Annotated in this window: 14 protein-coding genes; 6 read left to right on the top strand and 8 right to left on the bottom strand. The window is 58.5% G+C overall.

The genetic code is table 11. The features are described from left to right. Positions 1-2: 2 nt before the first annotated feature. From pheT to ACW5XD_RS02255, 7 genes are all read right to left on the bottom strand, one after another. Positions 3-2,390: a phenylalanine--tRNA ligase subunit beta gene (gene pheT, locus ACW5XD_RS02285; protein ID WP_456493437.1), complete on the bottom strand. Its 2,388-nt coding sequence runs from the start codon at positions 2,388-2,390 to the stop codon at positions 3-5. Between the two features lie 12 nt (positions 2,391-2,402). Then, positions 2,403-3,386, bottom strand: a complete 984-nt coding sequence (gene pheS, locus ACW5XD_RS02280) for a phenylalanine--tRNA ligase subunit alpha (protein WP_456493436.1) — start codon at positions 3,384-3,386, stop codon at positions 2,403-2,405. Positions 3,387-3,705: 319 nt separating this feature from the next. Further along, the gene (gene rplT, locus ACW5XD_RS02275) at positions 3,706-4,062 is read right to left on the bottom strand and encodes a 50S ribosomal protein L20 (RefSeq protein WP_005300683.1); all 357 of its coding nucleotides are present in this window, start codon (positions 4,060-4,062) and stop codon (positions 3,706-3,708) included. A gap of 14 nt (positions 4,063-4,076) precedes the next feature. After that, on the bottom strand, positions 4,077-4,274 hold the full coding sequence (gene rpmI / locus ACW5XD_RS02270) for a 50S ribosomal protein L35 (protein WP_005315535.1): 198 nt from the start codon (positions 4,272-4,274) through the stop codon (positions 4,077-4,079). Positions 4,275-4,359: 85 nt separating this feature from the next. Further along, a complete protein-coding gene (gene infC, locus ACW5XD_RS02265) occupies positions 4,360-4,890 on the bottom strand; it encodes a translation initiation factor IF-3 (RefSeq protein WP_274454371.1) in 531 nt (176 codons plus the stop codon). A 21-nt stretch (positions 4,891-4,911) separates the two neighbouring features. Further along, the gene (thrS, locus tag ACW5XD_RS02260; RefSeq protein ID WP_456493435.1) at positions 4,912-6,840 is read right to left on the bottom strand and encodes a threonine--tRNA ligase; all 1,929 of its coding nucleotides are present in this window, start codon (positions 6,838-6,840) and stop codon (positions 4,912-4,914) included. A 236-nt stretch (positions 6,841-7,076) separates the two neighbouring features. Then, positions 7,077-7,664: a tetratricopeptide repeat protein gene (locus tag ACW5XD_RS02255; protein ID WP_456493434.1), complete on the bottom strand. Its 588-nt coding sequence runs from the start codon at positions 7,662-7,664 to the stop codon at positions 7,077-7,079. A gap of 176 nt (positions 7,665-7,840) precedes the next feature. On the opposite strand from ACW5XD_RS02255, the gene ACW5XD_RS02250 reads away from it, so the two are divergent. Further along, positions 7,841-8,896 (top strand): PA0069 family radical SAM protein, encoded by a 1,056-nt coding sequence (locus ACW5XD_RS02250; RefSeq protein ID WP_456493433.1) that lies wholly within the window; start codon positions 7,841-7,843, stop codon positions 8,894-8,896. Between the two features lie 511 nt (positions 8,897-9,407). On the opposite strand, the gene gyrA is transcribed toward ACW5XD_RS02250, so the two are convergent. Continuing rightward, a complete protein-coding gene (gyrA, locus tag ACW5XD_RS02245) occupies positions 9,408-12,203 on the bottom strand; it encodes a DNA topoisomerase (ATP-hydrolyzing) subunit A (RefSeq protein WP_456493432.1) in 2,796 nt (931 codons plus the stop codon). Positions 12,204-12,404: 201 nt separating this feature from the next. On the opposite strand from gyrA, the gene ubiG reads away from it, so the two are divergent. The 5 genes from ubiG to yfaE all read left to right on the top strand — a co-directional run bounded on the left by ubiG (position 12,405) and on the right by yfaE (position 18,183). Further along, complete coding sequence (gene ubiG / locus ACW5XD_RS02240; protein ID WP_456493431.1) at positions 12,405-13,121, top strand: bifunctional 2-polyprenyl-6-hydroxyphenol methylase/3-demethylubiquinol 3-O-methyltransferase UbiG; 717 nt, start codon at positions 12,405-12,407, stop codon at positions 13,119-13,121. Next, positions 13,121-13,807, top strand: coding sequence for an HAD family hydrolase (locus ACW5XD_RS02235; RefSeq protein WP_456493430.1), 687 nt, complete (start codon positions 13,121-13,123; stop codon positions 13,805-13,807). Before ubiG ends, ACW5XD_RS02235 begins: the two co-directional genes overlap by 1 nt. Before the next feature lie 555 nt (positions 13,808-14,362). Further along, positions 14,363-16,630, top strand: a complete 2,268-nt coding sequence (gene nrdA, locus ACW5XD_RS02230; protein ID WP_456493429.1) for a class 1a ribonucleoside-diphosphate reductase subunit alpha — start codon at positions 14,363-14,365, stop codon at positions 16,628-16,630. A 65-nt stretch (positions 16,631-16,695) separates the two neighbouring features. Then, entirely contained in the window at positions 16,696-17,829 is a 1,134-nt protein-coding gene (gene nrdB / locus ACW5XD_RS02225) for a class Ia ribonucleoside-diphosphate reductase subunit beta (protein WP_456493428.1), read from the top strand. Positions 17,830-17,862: 33 nt separating this feature from the next. Further along, positions 17,863-18,183, top strand: a complete 321-nt coding sequence (yfaE, locus tag ACW5XD_RS02220) for a class I ribonucleotide reductase maintenance protein YfaE (RefSeq protein ID WP_456493427.1) — start codon at positions 17,863-17,865, stop codon at positions 18,181-18,183. Positions 18,184-18,337 lie beyond the last annotated feature (154 nt).

Raw genomic sequence — 18,337 nt, 5'->3', positions numbered from 1 at the left:
GATCAATCCCTCAAGGATGCATTCAACTCTTCACCAAGTGCCCGCACGACATTGTCTACGGTCTCGGCAATCTCTTTCTCCTCCAGAGTGCGCTGGGTATCTTGCAGAACAAGACTGATGGCCAGGCTCTTCTTGTCCTCTGCCATACCAGCACCCTGGTATACGTCAAACAAGTTTATTCCAACTACCTGATTTCCGCCAACTTTTTTAATTACTGCGAGGACATCGCCGGCCAGAACCTGACGGTCGACCACCACGGCGATATCGCGACGGTTGGCAGGGAAGCGAGAAACCTCGGCTGCAACCGGCACCTTGGCAGGGGTCAGCTTGTCCAGCTCCAGCTCGAACATGACGGCGCGGCTCTTGAGCCCCAGCTTCTTCTCGAGGCTTGGATGGATCACGCCGATGTGGCCGATGACCACGCCATTGCGCAGGATGGCTGCGCTCTGGCCCGGATGCAGGGCACTGTGCTCGGTACGCTCGAAACTGAAGGTGGCCCCTTCCGCGGTGAGATCCAGAATTGCTTCCAAATCTCCTTTCAAATCAAAGAAGTCGGCTGCACGGCTCTTGATGTCCCAGTGCTCGTCGCTCTGGTTGCCGGTGATGATGCCGGCCAGCATGGCTTCCTGACGGATGCCGTTTTCGGCACTCTCGTCCTTGATGAAACGCAGGCCTTGCTCGAACAGACGCACGCGCGCCTGCTGGCGGTTCTGGTTGTAGACCACCGCCTGCACCAGACCCGGGAACAAGGAGACACGCATGGCGGACATCTCGACCGAGATCGGGTTCGGCAGCACGATGGCGTCACTCTGCGGATAAAGCAGTTGCTGCGCTTTGGGATCGACGAAGCTGTAGGTGATCGCTTCCTGGAAGCCGCGGTCGACCAGCAGATCGCGTACCCGCTTGAGGGTCACCTGCCCTTCTGCCTGCTCAACCATCGCCAGAGAGGCGGCGGGTTTGAGGTTCGGGATGTTGTTATAACCGTAGATACGGGCCACTTCCTCAATGAGGTCTTCCTCGATGGCGATATCGAAACGCCAGGAGGGAGCCAGCGCGGTCCAGCCGTCAGCATCCACAGTGACCTGCATGCCGAGGCGAGTCAGGATCTCGACCACCTGAGCATCTGCCACGCTGATGCCGATCACCTTGTCGAGCTTGGCGCGACGCAGCTTGATGGGGGCAGCCTTGGGCAGATGGGCATCGGATTTGACCTCGATGACCGGACCGGCTTCACCGCCGCAGATATCCAGCAGCAGACGGGTGGCGCGATCCATCACCTTGGCCTGCAGCTGCGGATCCACCCCGCGCTCGAAACGGTGGGAAGAGTCGGTGTGCAGACCGTAGGCACGGGCACGGCCGGTGATGGAGAGCGGCGCGAAGAAGGCGCACTCCAGCAGGATGTCGGTAGTGGTCTCGGAAACGCCGGTGCGATCGCCACCGAAGATACCGGCCATGCAGGCAGGGCCTTTGGCATCGGCAATCACCAAAGTAGTCTCTTTGAGCTTCACTTCATTGCCATCGAGCAGAGTCATCGGCTCGTCGCTACGAGCGCGGCGCACCACCAGTTCCCCTTCAAGCTTGACCAGATCGAAGGCGTGCATCGGCTGGCCGTATTCCAGCAGCAGGTAGTTGGTGATGTCGACGATGGCGTCGATGGAACGGATGCCGCCACGGCGCAGCTTCTCCTGCATCCAGAGCGGGCTCTGCGCTTGCAAGTTCAGCCCCTTGATGACGCGGCCCAGATAACGCGGGCAGTCGGCGCTTGCCTCGACCCGGATCGGGAAGGTCGCATCGATGGTGGCAACAGCCGGCGCCCAGGTCGGCTCGACCACGTCGACGCTGTTGAGCACGCCGATTTCACGGGCCAGACCTGCGATGCCGAGGCAGTCGGCACGGTTCGGGGTCAGATCCACGTCGATGCTGACGTCGTTGAGCGCGAGGTATTCGCGGATATCAGTGCCGATGGGCGCATCAAGCGGCAGCTCGATGATGCCATCGGCTTCGACATCGATACCCAGCTCGCTGAAGGAGCACAGCATGCCGTGAGACGGCTGGCCACGCAGCTTGGCTTTCTTGATGGTGAAATCACCCGGCAGAGTCGCCCCTACTTTGGCCACGCACACTTTCAGGCCGGCGCGGCAGTTCGGCGCGCCGCAGACGATGTCCAGCAGTTCGGCTTCGCCCACGTTGACCTTGGTCACCCGCAGCTTGTCGGCGTCGGGATGCTGGGCGCACTCGACCACTTCACCCACCACCACATTGTTGAACTGGCCGGCTACCGCTTCCACGGCGTCCACTTCCAGACCGGCCATGGTGATCTGCTCGGCCAGTGCGTTGTCACTCAACTCGGTGCGGACCCACTCCATCACCCAGGATTTACTGAATTTCATGTTCTCTCGCCCTTACTTGAACTGCTTGAGGAAGCGCAGGTCGTTTTCGAAGAAGGCACGCAGGTCGTTGACCCCGTAACGCAGCATGGTCAGGCGCTCAACGCCCATGCCGAAGGCAAAGCCGGAGTATTTTTCCGGATCGATACCGACCGAACGCAGCACGTTCGGGTGCACCATGCCGCAGCCCAGCACTTCCAGCCACTTGCCGTTCTTGCCCATCACATCCACTTCGGCGCTCGGCTCGGTGAACGGGAAGTAGGAAGGACGGAAGCGAATGGTCAGGTCTTCTTCGAAGTAGTTACGCAGGAAGTCGTGCAGGATGCCCTTCAGTTCGGTAAAGCTGGCATGTTCGTCAACCAGCAGACCTTCAACCTGATGGAACATCGGGGTATGAGTCATGTCGTAGTCGTTACGATAGACGCGGCCCGGTGCAATGATGCGGATCGGCGGCTGTTGCTGCTGCATGGTGCGGATCTGCACACCGGAGGTATGGGTACGCAGCATCAGATCAGGATTGAAGTAGAAGGTATCGTGATCGGTACGCGCCGGATGGTGTGCCGGAATATTCAGCGCATCGAAGTTGTGGAAGCCATCTTCAATCTCGGGACCACGGGCCACCTTGAAGCCCATCTCGCCAAACAGGCGCTCGATGCGTTCAATGGTGCGGGTTACCGGGTGCAGACCACCATTCTCGATGCGGCGGCCCGGCAGGCTGACGTCGATGGTCTCTGCGGCCAGCTTCTGGTTCAGCTCCTGCTCCACCAGTGCATCACGGCGTGCGTTCAGGGCATCCTGAACCTGCTGCTTGGCCTGGTTGATCACGGCGCCCGCAGCGGGACGCTCTTCGGCGGACAAGGCGCCCAATGTCTTCATCTGCTCGGTAAAAAAGCCTTTTTTACCCAGATATTTGACCCGGATCTCGTCGAGGGTCGCAACGTCATTGACGCCCTCAATTTCGGCCTTGGCCTGGCCGACTACTTCTTCAAGCTGTTGCATGTCTTCCTCGTCACCACTCCCGAAACAGGAGCCTGTTAGGCTAAATAAGGTCAAGAGGGGAATAATACAAAAAAAGCCCCTTGGCTGACCATAGTTATGGTGGGCTTTTCTCCCTAGAAATCATTTTGTTATCGGGCAAGCAGCTTACTCTGCCCTCTGTTTGCATTAAATATGGGTAAAGAATACTAGTTTGTTGGCATATAAGGCAGCATGTTGCAGGGATGAAGAGAAATGGGTAAGCGCAATAACAGGATGGGAGAATGACGGGCAACAAAAAAGGAGGCCTGAGCCTCCTTTTATCTTTCATAACAGAACCGGATTAAACCAGCGCTGCTTTAGCCTTTTCAACCAGGGCGGTGAAAGCCAACTTGTCGTGAACGGCGATATCGGACAGGATCTTGCGATCGATCTCGATAGAAGCCTTCTTCAGACCGTTGATCAGACGGCTGTAGGACAGACCGTTCTGACGGGCTGCAGCGTTGATACGCGCAATCCACAGCTGACGGAACTGACGCTTTTTCTGGCGACGGTCACGGTAGGCATACTGACCAGCTTTGGTTACCGCTTGTACCGCTACGCGGTAAACTCGGGAACGGGCGCCGTAGTAACCTTTGGCGGCTTTCATTACTTTCTTGTGACGAGCGCGAGCAGTCACACCACGTTTAACTCTTGGCATTTTTCACATCCCCCTTATGCGTACGGCAGACAAGCGACAACACGTTTGTGGTCGGCAGCAGAAACCATGAACTTCGGCCCCAGCTTGCGCTTACGCTTGCTGCTCTTCTTGGTCAGGATGTGACGCAGGTGGTTGTGCTTGCACTTGAAGCGACCCGAGCCAGTCTTCTTGAAGCGCTTTGCAGCACCCCGGTTGGTTTTCATCTTCGGCATTTCATACTCCGCATTGTGAGTGACAACAAAATCGCAAGGCGAACCGACTCATGGGGCAAACCCATGAGTCAATTTCTTGTGGGCCTTAAGATTTCTTCTTAGGTGCGAGGACCATCACTGCTTGACGGCCTTCGACTTTCGGGAACGACTCTACTACGGCCAACTCTTCCAGATCGTTCTTGACGCGCTCCAAAACCTTGATACCAAGATCCTGGTGTGCCATTTCACGACCACGGAAGCGCAGGGTGACCTTAGCCTTGTCCCCGTCTTCCAGAAAGCGAACCAGGTTGCGTAGTTTTACCTGATAGTCGCCTTCGTCAGTGCCAGGACGGAATTTGATTTCCTTGACCTGGACGACTTTCTGCTTTTTCTTCTGTTCTTTGGTTGTTTTGCTCTTTTCGTAGAGGAATTTGCCGTAATCCATGATCCGGCAAACGGGCGGTTCAGCGTTAGGGCTGATCTCGACCAGATCCACTCCAGCTTCAACGGCTAAGTTCAATGCATCTTGGATAGCAACGACGCCCAAAGGCTCTCCGTCAATACCAGTCAGACGAACTTCTTTCAGACGAATCTCGGTATTGATCCGGTGAGCGCGGGCTTGCGGTTGCTTGCCCAGTTTTTTTCCGCCTTTTATAGCTTATTCCTCCACTTTCTTTTGTCCGCGGGTCTGAACTTCCTGGGTCAACAGAGCAACTAGCTCTTCAACAGGATAAGTGCCCAGGTCAGCCCCTTTACGAGTCCGTACTGCAATCTTACCGGCTTCAACTTCTTTATCGCCGCAGACCAGCATGAAAGGTACTCGCTTCAAAGTATGCTCGCGGATTTTAAAGCCAATCTTCTCATTTCTCAAGTCCGCTTTTGCGCGAAGACCCGCATCATTCAATGCTTTGGCTACTTTTACCGCATAATCGGCCTGATTATCTGTGATATTCATGACCACAGCCTGAGTCGGAGCCAACCAAGTCGGGAACAATCCGGCGTACTCTTCGGTCAGAATACCGATGAAACGCTCGAGTGAACCCAGAATGGCCCGGTGGATCATCACCGGTACGTGGCGTTCGTTGTCTTCACCCACATAAGTGGCACCCAGACGTCCAGGCAGGGCGAAGTCGAGCTGCACGGTACCACACTGCCAAGCACGATCAAGGCAATCATGCAGGGTAAATTCGATTTTGGGACCGTAGAAGGCACCCTCACCCGGCTGCAGATCGTACTTCAGGCCGTTCAGCACCAGGGCTTCAGCCAGGGCGGCTTCCGCGCGATCCCAGGCCTCATCGGAGCCGATACGCTGCTCGGGACGAGTCGAGAGCTTGACCACGATATTTTCGAAGCCAAAGGTGCCATAGACGTCATAGACCATACGGATACAGGCGGACACCTCTTCCATGATCTGCTCTTCGGTACAGAAGATGTGAGCGTCATCCTGGGTAAAGCCGCGCACCCGCATCAAGCCGTGCAGGGAACCGGACGGCTCGTTGCGGTGGCAGGAACCGAACTCGGCCATGCGCAGCGGCAGATCGCGGTAGGACTTCAGGCCCTGGTTGAAGATCTGCACGTGACCCGGGCAGTTCATCGGCTTGATGGCGTACTCGCGGTTTTCGGACTGGGTGGTGAACATGGCCTGGGCATACTTCTCCCAGTGACCTGAACGCTCCCACAGCACGCGATCCATCATGAAGGGACCCTTCACTTCCTGATAGTCGTACTCTTTGAGCTTGCTGCGGATAAAGGTTTCCAGCTCACGGAAGATGGTCCAGCCATCGTTGTGCCAGAACACCATGCCAGGCGCTTCTTCCTGCATATGATACAGGTCGAGCTGCTTGCCTATTTTGCGGTGATCGCGCTTGGAAGCCTCTTCCAGACGCTGCAGGTAGCTTTTGAGCTGCTTTTTGTCAGCCCAGGCAGTGCCGTAGATGCGCTGCAGCATCTTGTTGTTGGAATCGCCACGCCAGTAGGCGCCGGACATCTTCTGCAACTTGAAGTGGTGGCAGTGACGCATGTTGGGCACGTGCGGGCCGCGACACATGTCGACGTACTCTTCGTGATGATACAGACCAGGCTGGTCATCACGGGCAATATTCTGATCCAGGATCTCGACCTTGTAAGTCTCGCCACGGGCTTCGAACACATCGCGTGCTTCTTGCCAGGAGACTTTTTTCTTGATGACGTCGTAATCCTTGGCGGCCAGCGCCAGCATGCGCTCTTCCAGAGCAGCCAGATCGTCGTCGGTCAGGGTGCGGTCGAGATCGATGTCGTAGTAGAAACCGTTGTCGATGACAGGGCCGATGGCCATCTTGGTCTGGGGCCAGAGTTGCTTGATGGCATGACCCAGCAAGTGGGCGCAGGAGTGGCGCAGTATGTCCAGACCTTCTTCGTCTTTGGCGGTGATGATGGCCAGGGAGGCATCGGCTTCGATCAGCTCGCAGGCATCCACCAGTTCACCGTTTACCCGACCGGCAATGCACGCCTTGGCAAGACCCGGACCTATGTCCGCGGCCACGTCCATGACGGAAACGGCGTGGGCAAATTGACGTTGGCTGCCGTCAGGCAGAGTAATGATTGGCATTGTGTGTTTCCTTGTACAGTGGTGCCCCCTACCAAAGGGCACATGCGGGATGGAAAAAATCATTCAAAAAAGGGTGATGTTCTGGCTCTCCACAGCACTTTGCGAAGGCACCCAGCGCCGCAAACAGCTTGCGTGACGGCACAAGGCAAACCAAAAACCGAACCATGCTACCAGAAGTAGGCGGGGCTGTATCGGGTTTGATGAGATTTTCTACAACAAAATGAGGTGCTTGCCGGTTAGTCGCCCAGCAGGGGTTGCCAGTTGAAATCGAAAGTACTGCTCCCCTCCTCGGCCAGTGCGAGCTCCTCCAACACCGTCAATGCAAGCTTGTTACCCTTTTGCGAGGCCTGATAGAGCCACTGTTTGGCCTGAGCCAGATCGACCCGGCCACTCACCCCCATCAGGTGCAGCACGCCGACTTTCAACATGGCGGGCACGTCACCGTTGCGGGCCGCCAGCTCCATCCAGTGAAATGCCTGCCGCAGATCCCGTTTCACCCCGGCGCCGCGCAGATAGACCTCCGCCAACCGGTACTGGCCGAAGGCATCACCCGCTTGAGCCGACTGACGATAGAGGCTGATGGCCTGCTCCATGTCCTGATCTGTGCCCTGCCCCACTTCGTGGCTCCAGCCCATCAGCGCCTGCGCGCGCGGGACCCCCTGCTCGGCCAGTGGTTGCCAAATCCTGGTCGCCGTCTCGAACTGGCCGATGCGCCAGGCCCGGTTGGCCGATGCCAGCTCCTGCTCGGTGGAGAGCGGGATCAGGCGCCAGATAACCAGCGCAATGACAGCGATGAAGAGCCAGCGGGAGGTGATGGGTGCCATGATGATTTCCGTGATCCAGTTCGCATTTCGTCTATGTAAACGAAATGTAGCGACGGGATCAAGCAAGAGATCCATTTGCCATGCCATTTCAAACAACGACCCGCGAACAGGGGCTTGTTTTTTGATGCGCGCACTTGCAAGATGACTGTATATATAAACAGTATTGGCATGATGTGATGGCAGGACGAGGCAGCACCCACAATATCGAGCATCGTTTCAGTGGCCCGCAGGTCGAAGCCGTCGATGATGGCTGGCAGCAAACAGAGTGGGAACCGGCATTCAACACCTCTGCCCCCCAGACCGAGGTTCGCGAGATTCAAGCCAAGAGCATCATCAGCTACAACAGTTCACCGGATGTGTCCTTTGGTCGCTCCATTAACCCTTACCAGGGGTGCGAACATGGCTGCATCTACTGTTATGCCAGACCCAGTCATGCCTATCTGGAGCTCTCTCCCGGCCTCGACTTCGAGACCAGGCTGTTTGCCAAGCTCAATGCCGCCGAGCTGTTGCGCCGGGAGTTTGCCAAGCCAACCTATCAGCCACAGACCATAGTGCTCGGCGCCAACACGGATCCCTATCAGCCCATCGAGCATCACTATCGCCTCACCCGCGCCTTGCTGGAGGTGATACTGGCCCATCGTCACCCGGTGGGCATCATCACCAAGAGCGCCATGATATTGCGTGACCTCGATCTGCTCACCGAGCTGGCCCGGGAGGGGCTCTGCCAAGTGATGGTGTCGGTGACGACATTAAATGAAACCCTGCGGCGACAACTGGAGCCCAGAGCCAGCACGGGGGCGGGTCGACTCAAGGTGGTCGAAAAGCTGGCACAGGCAGGTGTGCCGGTCGGCGTGCTGGCGGCCCCCATGATCCCGCGCCTCAATGAGCCCGAGCTCGAGCAGATCATCAAGGCGGCGGCCGAGGCCGGTGCCCACTGCGCCGATTACATACTGCTGCGATTGCCCCACGAGCTGACCACCCTGTTCAGTGACTGGCTGGAGGAACACTACTCCGGCCAGAAGGAGGCCATCCTGAACCAGCTGCGGGCCAGTCGGGATGGCGGACTCAACAGCCCCGCCTTTGGCACCCGCATGCGCGGTGAGGGCCAGTTTGCCGACTTGCTCGCCCAGCGCTTTCGACTCATCAGCAAGCGCCTGGGCTTGGGCAAGCGCCACTTTCAACTGAGACTGGACGGCTTCATTCGCCCGGGCGAACAACTGCGGCTGTTCTGATCGCCCCGATGGCATCAACCGCGCTATCACCGGCGCACCACAAACCATGCCGATGAGGGCCTCACCCTCTTGGCCGGGGCGAATGCGTGGCCTTGCCCTGTGCAATCAACTCGACCGGTAAACGCGCAGGCTCATGGGCCACTTCAGCCTCATACTCTCCTGTCAGCGACGCTGACTGATGTTCGCCCCATACCCGGCTCCACCAGCTCTCCCACATTTCCCAGCTAGTCATAATAGGTACTCCTGCTTGTTTGGTGGCTGCTGGCACAGCGTGCCCGCATCGCATGTCTGTGGGCAGCATGGCCGCATCCCATGACAGGGGGATGACACAGGCATGATGAATTGAGGAGAACGAAACAAGGAGGAGTGCGGCAATGCTCGCGGAGCGAGTGATCAGCGATCGCATTCAGGCTGGTCCATCTGGCCTGGGGGAACGCGCAACCAGGGGCAAACGGCAACAACAAAAAGAGCGACCCAAGGGTCGCTCTTTTTCATGGAGGCAGACGCGCGATTATTCGTCGCTCGCTGCACCCTCTTCAGTGGACCCTTCAGTGGATCCTGCATCGGCAGAGCCGGCATCTGGCGCGGTATCGGTGCCTGCGGACACTTCACCGTCAACGGCCACGACGTCGTTCTCTTCCTCGTCGCTCTCGGCGATACGCTGCAGGCCGACCACGGTCTCGTCTTCACCGGTACGGATCAGACGCACACCGCCGGTGTTGCGACCTATGACGCTCACCTCGGCGACGCGAGTACGGACCAGGGTGCCGCCATTGGTGATCAGCATGATCTGGTCGGTATCTTCGACCTGGATCGCATCGATCACCTTGCCGTTACGCTCGTCCACCTTGATGGAACGAACGCCCTGGGTACCACGGCTCTTGGTCGGGTATTCGGTCAGCGCGGTACGCTTGCCGTAACCGTTCTCGGTGGCAGTCAGGATGGCACCCTCGCCACGGGGGACGATCAGGGAAACCACCTTGTCACCGTTGAGCAGGCGGATACCACGTACCCCACCGGCGGTACGGCCCATGGGACGTACGCCCTTGAAGGTACCCTTGCTTTCGATGCCTTCGCCGTTGTCGCTGCCATCGTCGTCGTTGCCGGCGTCAATGACACTCTCGTCATCCCCGTCGACATCATCGCTGGCATCGGCATCGGCTGCATCGGCGCGGCCGCTGCCTTCATTGAAGCGAACCACCTTGCCCGCATCGGAGAACAGCATGATCTCGTTGCTGCCATCTGTGATATCCACCCCGATCAGCTCATCACCCTCTTTGAGGTTGATGGCACGAATACCGGAGGAGAGCGGACGGCTGAACGCAGACAGGCTGGTTTTCTTCACGGTACCGTCGGCGGTAGCGAAGAAGACATACTTGTCGTCGGCATACTCTTTGACCGGCAGGATGGCGGTGATGCGCTCACCCTCTTCCAGCGGCAGCAAGTTGATGATCGGACGACCACGGGCGCCACGGGACGCCTCTGGCAGCTGATACACCTTGAGCCAGTAGACCTTGCCACGGGTGGAGAAGCACAGAATGGTGTCGTGGGTGTTGGCCACCAGCAGACGTTCCACAAAGTCCTCTTCCTTGATCCGGGTAGCCGACTTGCCACGACCACCACGACGCTGGGCCTCGTAGTCGGTCAGCGGCTGGTACTTCACATAACCCTGGTGAGACAGGGTCACGACCACGTCTTCCGGGGTGATCAGATCTTCGATGTTGATCTCGGCGCTGGAGGCGCTGATCTCGGTGCGACGCGCGTCGCCATACTGCTCGCGCACGGCCAGCAGCTCATCGCGGATCACTTCCATCAGCCGTTCCGGGCTTGCCAGGATGAACAGCAGCTCGGCGATCAGATCCAGCAGAGATTGGTACTCTTCCAGGATCTTCTCGTGCTCGAGACCGGTCAGCTTGTGCAGACGCAGATCCAGGATGGCCTGGGCCTGCTGTTCGGTCAGGAAGTATTGACCTTCACGGATGCCGAACTCCGGCTCCAGCCACTCTGGGCGGGCCGCGTCGTCGCCTGCCTTTTCCAGCATGCCGGCCACGTTGCCGAGTTCCCAACCGCGGGCAACCAGCTTGGCCTTGGCGTCAGCCGGAGTATCGGAGTGACGGATCAGCTCTATGATGGGGTCTATGTTGGCCAGCGCCACCGCCAGACCTTCCAGGATGTGGGCCCGATCCCGCGCCTTGCGCAGTTCGAACACGGTCCGGCGGGTCACCACTTCACGGCGGTGCAGCAGGAACGCATCCAGAATGTCTTTAAGGTTCATCACCTTGGGCTGGTTGTTATCGAGCGCCACCATGTTGATGCCGAACGTGGTCTGCAACTGGGTGTGCTTGTAGAGATTGTTCAGCACAATCTCGCCAGACTCGCCACGTTTGATCTCGATAACGATGCGCATGCCGTCCTTGTCGGACTCATCGCGCAGGGCACTGATGCCCTCGACTTTCTTCTCTTTGACCAGCTCGGCGATCTTTTCGATCAGCCGCGCCTTGTTCACCTGATAAGGCAGCTCGTGAACCAGAATGGTCTCACGACCCGTCTTATCGTCCACTTCCACTTCGGCCTTGGCGCGCACATAGACGGAGCCGCGACCGGTGCGGTAAGCCTGCACTATGCCGGCGCGACCGTTGATGATGGCGCCAGTGGGGAAATCAGGCCCTGTGATATAAGTCATCAACTCATCGATGGTGAGATCGCTATTTTCGATCAGCGCCAGACAGCCGTTGACTATCTCGGTGAGGTTGTGAGGAGGAATGTTGGTCGCCATGCCCACCGCGATACCGGATGAGCCGTTGACCAGCAGGTTGGGCACTTTGGTGGGCATGACAGCCGGGATCATCTCGGTACCGTCGTAGTTCGGTACCCAGTCCACGGTCTCTTTGTCCAGATCGGCCAGCAGCTCGTGGGAGATGCGGGCCATCCGCACTTCGGTGTAACGCATGGCGGCGGCGCTGTCGCCGTCGACCGAACCGAAGTTGCCCTGACCGTCGACCAGCATGTAGCGCATGGAGAAATCCTGCGCCAAGCGGACAATGGTGTCATACACGGCACTGTCGCCGTGCGGGTGGTATTTACCAATTACGTCACCGACCACACGGGCCGATTTTTTATAGGGCTTGTTCCAGTCGTTCCCCAACTCGTTCATAGCAAACAGAACGCGGCGGTGAACCGGTTTCAAGCCATCACGCACATCCGGCAGAGCTCGTCCTACGATCACGCTCATGGCGTAATCAAGATAGGAACTCTTGAGCTCTTCTTCGATGTTGATCGGCGTGATCTCTCTGGCCAGATCGCTCATAGAAAGCCTTAATCCCTAATTAGTTGTTCTTTGGCTTAAACAGCGCGCCATGGTAACACACTGAGCCAAATACCTTAAGCCACAAATCCGGGTAACAAGTCGGGCTGGTGTGACAAAGTGTGTCCGTTATAATGCCCGCCAGGACAATAGATTGCGCCCAAGTCTTGCTACCTGCGCGCCCTGCCACAGGATCATCAAAACATGAATAGTGATGCCAATGTCGATCTGACAGAAATCGCCAAATTTGAAGCCATCGCCTCCCGCTGGTGGGACATGGAGGGCGAATTCAAGCCACTGCATCAAATCAATCCGGTGCGCCTTGACTGGATCACCGACAAGAGCGGTGGCCTGTTTGGCAAGCACATCCTCGACATCGGCTGCGGGGGCGGCATTCTCTCCGAGAGCATGGCCCGGCGCGGTGCCCGCGTCACCGGCATCGACATGGGCAAAGAGCCCCTCGGCGTCGCCCGCCTGCACGCCCTCGAGCAGGGGGTGGAGCTCCAGTACCAGCAGATGACGGCGGAGGAGCACGCCGGCCAGGCCCCTGGCCAGTATGACGTGGTCACCTGCATGGAGATGCTGGAGCATGTGCCGGATCCGGCTTCTGTGCTGCGCGCCATCGCGACCCTGGTGCGCCCGGGTGGGCGGGTGTTCGTCTCCACCATCAACCGCAACCCGAAAGCCTACCTGATGATGATCCTGGGGGCCGAATACCTGATGAAGATGGTCCCCAAGGGCACCCATCATCACAAGAAGTTCATCACCCCGGCCGAACTGTGTCGCATGGGTGAAGCGGCGGGCCTGCTGGTGCGGGACATGAGCGGCGTGCACTATTCGCTGCTGACCGGCCAGTTCAAGCTCGGCAAGAACGTCGACGTCAACTACATGGTGGAATTCATCCGCCCGGAGCAAGGCTGATGAGCGACTCTCACCCGGCGCCGCTGCGCTGCGTGCTGTTTGATCTCGACGGCACCCTGCTCGACACGGCTCCCGATCTGGGCGCCGCCGTCAACCATGTGCTGGTGAGCGAAGGCTTTGCCCCGCTCTCTGACGCCATCATCCGCCAGACCACCTCCCACGGGGCCCTCGGGCTGCTCAGGGCCGGGCTTGGCGATGAGCTGCTCGAGGAGCTGGGCGCTACGCGCCTGCGCACCGCCCTGCTCGACTTTTACGCCGCACACCTGTGCGTCGGCACCCGCCCTTATGAAGGGATGGTGGATCTCATCGAATGGCTGGACGAACGCGCCCTGCCTTGGGGCATAGTCACCAACAAGCCGGGCTTTCTGACCGAGCCACTGCTGGCGGCCCTGCCCGAGCTGGCCAGCTGCGGCGTTACCGTCAGTGCTGATACCCTGCCGGTGCGCAAACCCGACCCAGCCCCCATGTACTTTGCTTGCGAGCAACTGGGCGTCGACGCTGCCCACTGCCTCTACGTGGGGGATCATGTGCGTGACATCGAGGCGGGCCGCAATGCAGGCATGCGCACCGCGGTGGCGGGTTGGGGTTATCTGAGCGATGACGAGGATCCCGCCGACTGGGGCGCGGATCTGCAGTTCGATACCGTGCAGGCCCTGCACCACTGGCTGCGTTACGAGGTAGCCTGACCCATGATCCGCCTGGTCACCGGCATTGATGGATCACAAAGGCGACTTTATTGCCAAACGGTGCCCACATGAGCACCACCCTACGGTGCATGCGGGTACGCCAGGGTGCGATGGGAGGTCAGGAGTGATCTCCCGTTTTTGCCGTTTGGCAACCGCTAACGTACTGGGACAGGACACCTTTTGACCCTTGCTGCACAAGGGATAACCAGACTGAATTTGCTAGTAAAAACACCCCGTTTTCGCAAGCAAAAAAAGTTATTTAAATTTTCCATGTTCGATCATCAGACTTGCATTTACCGGATCGGACGCATGAAAACCCACTCACTGTGAGCATCCACTAACATGGGTCGCGACACCCACAATTTATCCACAGCTAATGCCTTATCCACAGATTGCAAAGCCGGGTAGACCTCACTATCTTGTAGCTCGAACTTAAAATAACACTATATCTTGTGATTCATCGCACAATACGCCCCCACCTCCCGCAGCCGATCACGGCCAGGAGGTCAAGGCCGTGCGATGGTTTTTCGGGAATCAACTAAAGGTCATCAGCCAATGAACTTGTTTGTGACGAAGCGTAACGGCCACAAAGAACCCATCGATCTGGATAAAATTCACCGCGTGCTGGATTGGGCCGCCGAGGGACTCGACAACGTGTCGGTCTCCCAGGTGGAACTCAAGTCCCACATCCAGTTCTATGACGGCATCCGTACCGCCGATATCCACGAAACCGTCATCAAGGCCGCTGCTGACCTGATCTCCGAGCAAAGCCCGGATTACCAGTACATGGCCGCCCGTCTGGCCATCTTCCACCTGCGCAAGAAAGCCTACGGCCAGTTCGAGCCCCCCCACCTCTACCAGCACGTCGCCCGTCTGGTAGACATGGGCAAGTACGACAAGCACCTGCTGACCGACTACACCCAGGCCGAATTCGAGGAACTCAACGAGCACCTGGATCACTGGCGTGACATGGACTTCTCCTACGCCGCCGTCAAGCAGCTGGAAGGCAAATACCTGGTGCAGAACCGCGTCACCGGCGAGATCTACGAGAGCCCGCAGTTCCTCTACATCCTGGTGGCGGCCTGCCTCTTCTCCAAGTATCCGAAAGATACCCGTCTGGACTACATCAAGCGCTTCTACGATGCGGTCTCGACCTTCAAGATCTCCCTGCCCACGCCCATCATGAGCGGCGTGCGCACCCCGACCCGTCAGTTCAGCTCCTGCGTGCTGATCGAGTGCGATGACAGCCTGGATTCCATCAATGCCACCGCCAGCGCCATCGTGCGCTACGTCTCCCAGCGCGCCGGCATCGGCATCAACGCCGGGCGCATCCGTGGTCTGGGCAGCCCCATTCGTGGCGGTGAAGCCTTCCACACCGGCTGCATCCCCTTCTACAAATACTTCCAGACGGCGGTCAAGTGCTGCTCCCAGGGCGGCGTGCGCGGCGGTGCGGCCACCCTGTTCTACCCGCTGTGGCACACCGAAGTAGAGAGCCTGCTGGTCCTGAAAAACAACCGCGGCGTGGAAGAGAACCGGGTCCGTCACATGGACTACGGCGTGCAGATCAACAAGCTGATGTACCAGCGCCTGATCAAGGGCGGCGACATCACATTGTTCTCCCCCTCAGATGCACCGGGTCTGTACGATGCCTTCTTTGCGGATCAGGACAAGTTCGAGCAGCTCTACGTCAAGTACGAGCAGGATCCATCCATCCGCAAGAAGACCCTCAAGGCGGTCGATCTCTTCTCCCTGATGATGCAGGAGCGCGCTGGCACCGGTCGTATCTACATCCAAAACGTGGATCACTGCAACACCCACAGCCCGTTCGATCCGAGCGTGGCGCCGGTACGCCAGTCCAACCTCTGCCTCGAAATCGCGCTGCCGACCAAGCCGCTCAACAACGTGGATGACGAAGAAGGCGAGATTGCCCTGTGCACCCTGTCTGCCTTCAACCTGGGTGCCATCGAGAAGCTGGAAGATCTGGAAGAGATGGCGGATCTCGCCGTGCGCGCCCTGGATGCCCTGCTCGACTATCAGGACTACCCGCTCAAGGCCGCCCAGAAAGGCAGCATGAACCGTCGCACCCTGGGAATAGGCGTCATCAACTACGCCTACTACCTGGCGAAGAACGGCGCCCGTTACTCCGACGGTTCCGGTCTGGCGCTGACCCACCGCACCTTCGAGGCGATCCAGTTCTACCTGCTGAAAGCCTCCGTGCAGCTGGCCCGCGAGTTCGGCCCCTGCCCGGCCTTCAACGAGACCACCTATGCCCAGGGCATTCTGCCCATCGATACCTATAAAAAGGATCTCGATAACCTGTGCAACGAGCCGCTGCACCTGGACTGGGAAACCTTGCGTGAAGAGATAAAGACAGTGGGTCTGCGTAACTCCACCCTGACCGCCTTGATGCCGAGCGAGACCTCCAGCCAGATCTCCAACGCCACCAACGGCATCGAGCCGCCGCGCGGCCTGGTCTCGGTCAAGGCCTCCAAGGACGGCATTCTCAAACAGGTGGTGCCCGAGTATCATCGCCTGAAAGATCAATACGAGCTGCTCTGGAAGCAACCGAGCGTCGATGGCTATCTGCAGCTGGTCGGTATCATGCAGAAGTTTGTGGATCAGGCGATCTCCGCCAACACCAACTACGACCCCGCCCGTTTCGAAGGCAACAAGGTACCGATGAAGCAGTTGCTCAAGGATCTGCTGACCGCTTACAAATACGGCCTCAAGACCCTCTACTATCACAACACCCGTGATGGTGCGGATGACGCACAAGCCGATATGCAAGATGACGGTTGTGCCGGTGGCGCCTGCAAGATCTGATTAACCGGGCGGGAGCGACAAGCTCCCGCTCTCCTGTTTTATCCATTCAATACATTCTGGTAACCATGGCCTATTCAACTTTCTGCCAAACCCAAAACGACCAGCTCAAAGAGCCGATGTTTTTTGGCCAATCGGTCAATGTGGCCCGTTATGATCAACAAAAACACGAAGTGTTCGAGCGGCTGATCGAGAAGCAGCTCTCCTTCTTCTGGCGCCCGGAAGAGGTGGATGTCTCCCACGACCGCATCGACTATCAGGCGCTGCCGCCCCACGAGCAGCACATCTTCATCTCCAACCTGAAGTACCAGACCCTGCTGGATTCCATCCAGGGTCGCAGCCCCAACGTGGCGCTGCTGCCGCTGGTCTCCATCCCGGAGCTGGAAACCTGGATCGAGACCTGGGCCTTCTCGGAGACCATCCACTCTCGCTCCTACACCCACATCATTCGCAATATCGTCAACACCCCGGCCCAGGTGTTCGACGATATCGTGACCAACGAGCAGATCTTGAAGCGCGCCGGTTCCATCAGCTGCTTCTACGACGATCTGATTGAAGCGACCGCGCTCTACAACCTGCACGGTGAAGGGACCCACAGCGTCGCCGGACAGATGCGCACCATCACACTGCGCGAGCTGAAGAAGAAGCTCTACCTGTGCCTGATGAGCGTCAATGCGCTGGAGGCGATCCGCTTCTACGTCAGCTTCGCCTGCTCCTTTGCCTTCGCCGAGCGCGAGCTGATGGAAGGCAACGCCAAGATCATCAAGATGATCGCTCGCGACGAAGCGCTGCACCTGACCGGCACCCAACACATGCTGAACCTGATGCGCACAGGCCAGGACGACCCCGAAATGGCCGAGATTGCCGCCGAGTGCGAGCAGGCCTGCTTCGAGATCTTCAAGGAAGCCGCCATTCAGGAAAAAGAGTGGGCTGAGTACCTGTTCCAGGACGGCTCCATGATCGGCCTGAACAAGGACATCCTCTGCCAGTACGTGGAGTACATCACCAACCTGCGCATGAACGCGGTCAGCCTGCAGCCAGCCTTTGCAGGCGCCAAGCAAAACCCGATCCCCTGGATCAACACTTGGCTGTCGTCTGACAACGTGCAGGTCGCCCCGCAGGAAGTGGAAGTCAGCTCCTATCTGGTCGGCCAGATCGACAGCGAAGTACACGCAGATGATCTCGGTGATTTCGAGCTGTGATGAGGCGATGTGCCCGTTCGGCGGTATTACACCGTGAGTGATGGGACCAAGACGCAGGCCCCTGCCCTGCAGCCTGCAACACGGCAGGAGGACACACAGGCGCCGCAGGTGCATACCCGCGACGGTATCCTGCGCGTCCATCCCGGCGAGAGCGTGTTGGAGACCCTGGAGCGCCACGGTCATCATGTGGAGTTCCAGTGCCGCAGCGGCTATTGCGGCGCCTGCCGCACGCCCTTGCTGGCAGGCTCGGTGCACTATCCCACTGTGCCCCTGGCGTTTGTTTCCCCTGGCGAATGCCTGCCCTGCTGCTGCAAACCGGTCGGTGCCATCCGGCTGGACATCAAGAAAGGCTGACACAGCAAGCACCACACGCGTCACCAAACAAAAAGCCGCCGGATTGCTCCGGCGGCTTTTTTATGGCTATGTCCCAATTACGTGTTGCATGGGGTGCCCCAGCGCCTCATGCAAACACGCTTTGATATTTACTCCCCTTCCGTAACGCTCCAGC

Source organism: Aeromonas enterica (assembly GCF_054052465.1).
This window is presented reverse-complemented; position numbering and strand designations above follow the sequence as displayed.

Bases quoted from the DNA above. Each gene is read 5' to 3' on its own strand.
- gyrA (WP_456493432.1), bottom strand. From the start codon at position 12,203: ATGAGCGATCTGGCCAGAGAGATCACGCCGATCAACATCGAAGAAGAG.
- ubiG (WP_456493431.1), top strand. From the start codon at position 12,405: ATGAATAGTGATGCCAATGTCGATCTGACAGAAATCGCCAAATTTGAA.
- ACW5XD_RS02255 (WP_456493434.1), bottom strand. From the start codon at position 7,664: ATGGCACCCATCACCTCCCGCTGGCTCTTCATCGCTGTCATTGCGCTG.
- pheS (WP_456493436.1), bottom strand. From the start codon at position 3,386: ATGCAACAGCTTGAAGAAGTAGTCGGCCAGGCCAAGGCCGAAATTGAG.
- rplT (WP_005300683.1), bottom strand. From the start codon at position 4,062: ATGCCAAGAGTTAAACGTGGTGTGACTGCTCGCGCTCGTCACAAGAAA.
- ACW5XD_RS02235 (WP_456493430.1), top strand. From the start codon at position 13,121: ATGAGCGACTCTCACCCGGCGCCGCTGCGCTGCGTGCTGTTTGATCTC.
- thrS (WP_456493435.1), bottom strand. From the start codon at position 6,840: ATGCCAATCATTACTCTGCCTGACGGCAGCCAACGTCAATTTGCCCAC.
- rpmI (WP_005315535.1), bottom strand. From the start codon at position 4,274: ATGCCGAAGATGAAAACCAACCGGGGTGCTGCAAAGCGCTTCAAGAAG.
- nrdA (WP_456493429.1), top strand. From the start codon at position 14,363: ATGAACTTGTTTGTGACGAAGCGTAACGGCCACAAAGAACCCATCGAT.
- pheT (WP_456493437.1), bottom strand. From the start codon at position 2,390: ATGAAATTCAGTAAATCCTGGGTGATGGAGTGGGTCCGCACCGAGTTG.
- ACW5XD_RS02250 (WP_456493433.1), top strand. From the start codon at position 7,841: ATGGCAGGACGAGGCAGCACCCACAATATCGAGCATCGTTTCAGTGGC.
- nrdB (WP_456493428.1), top strand. From the start codon at position 16,696: ATGGCCTATTCAACTTTCTGCCAAACCCAAAACGACCAGCTCAAAGAG.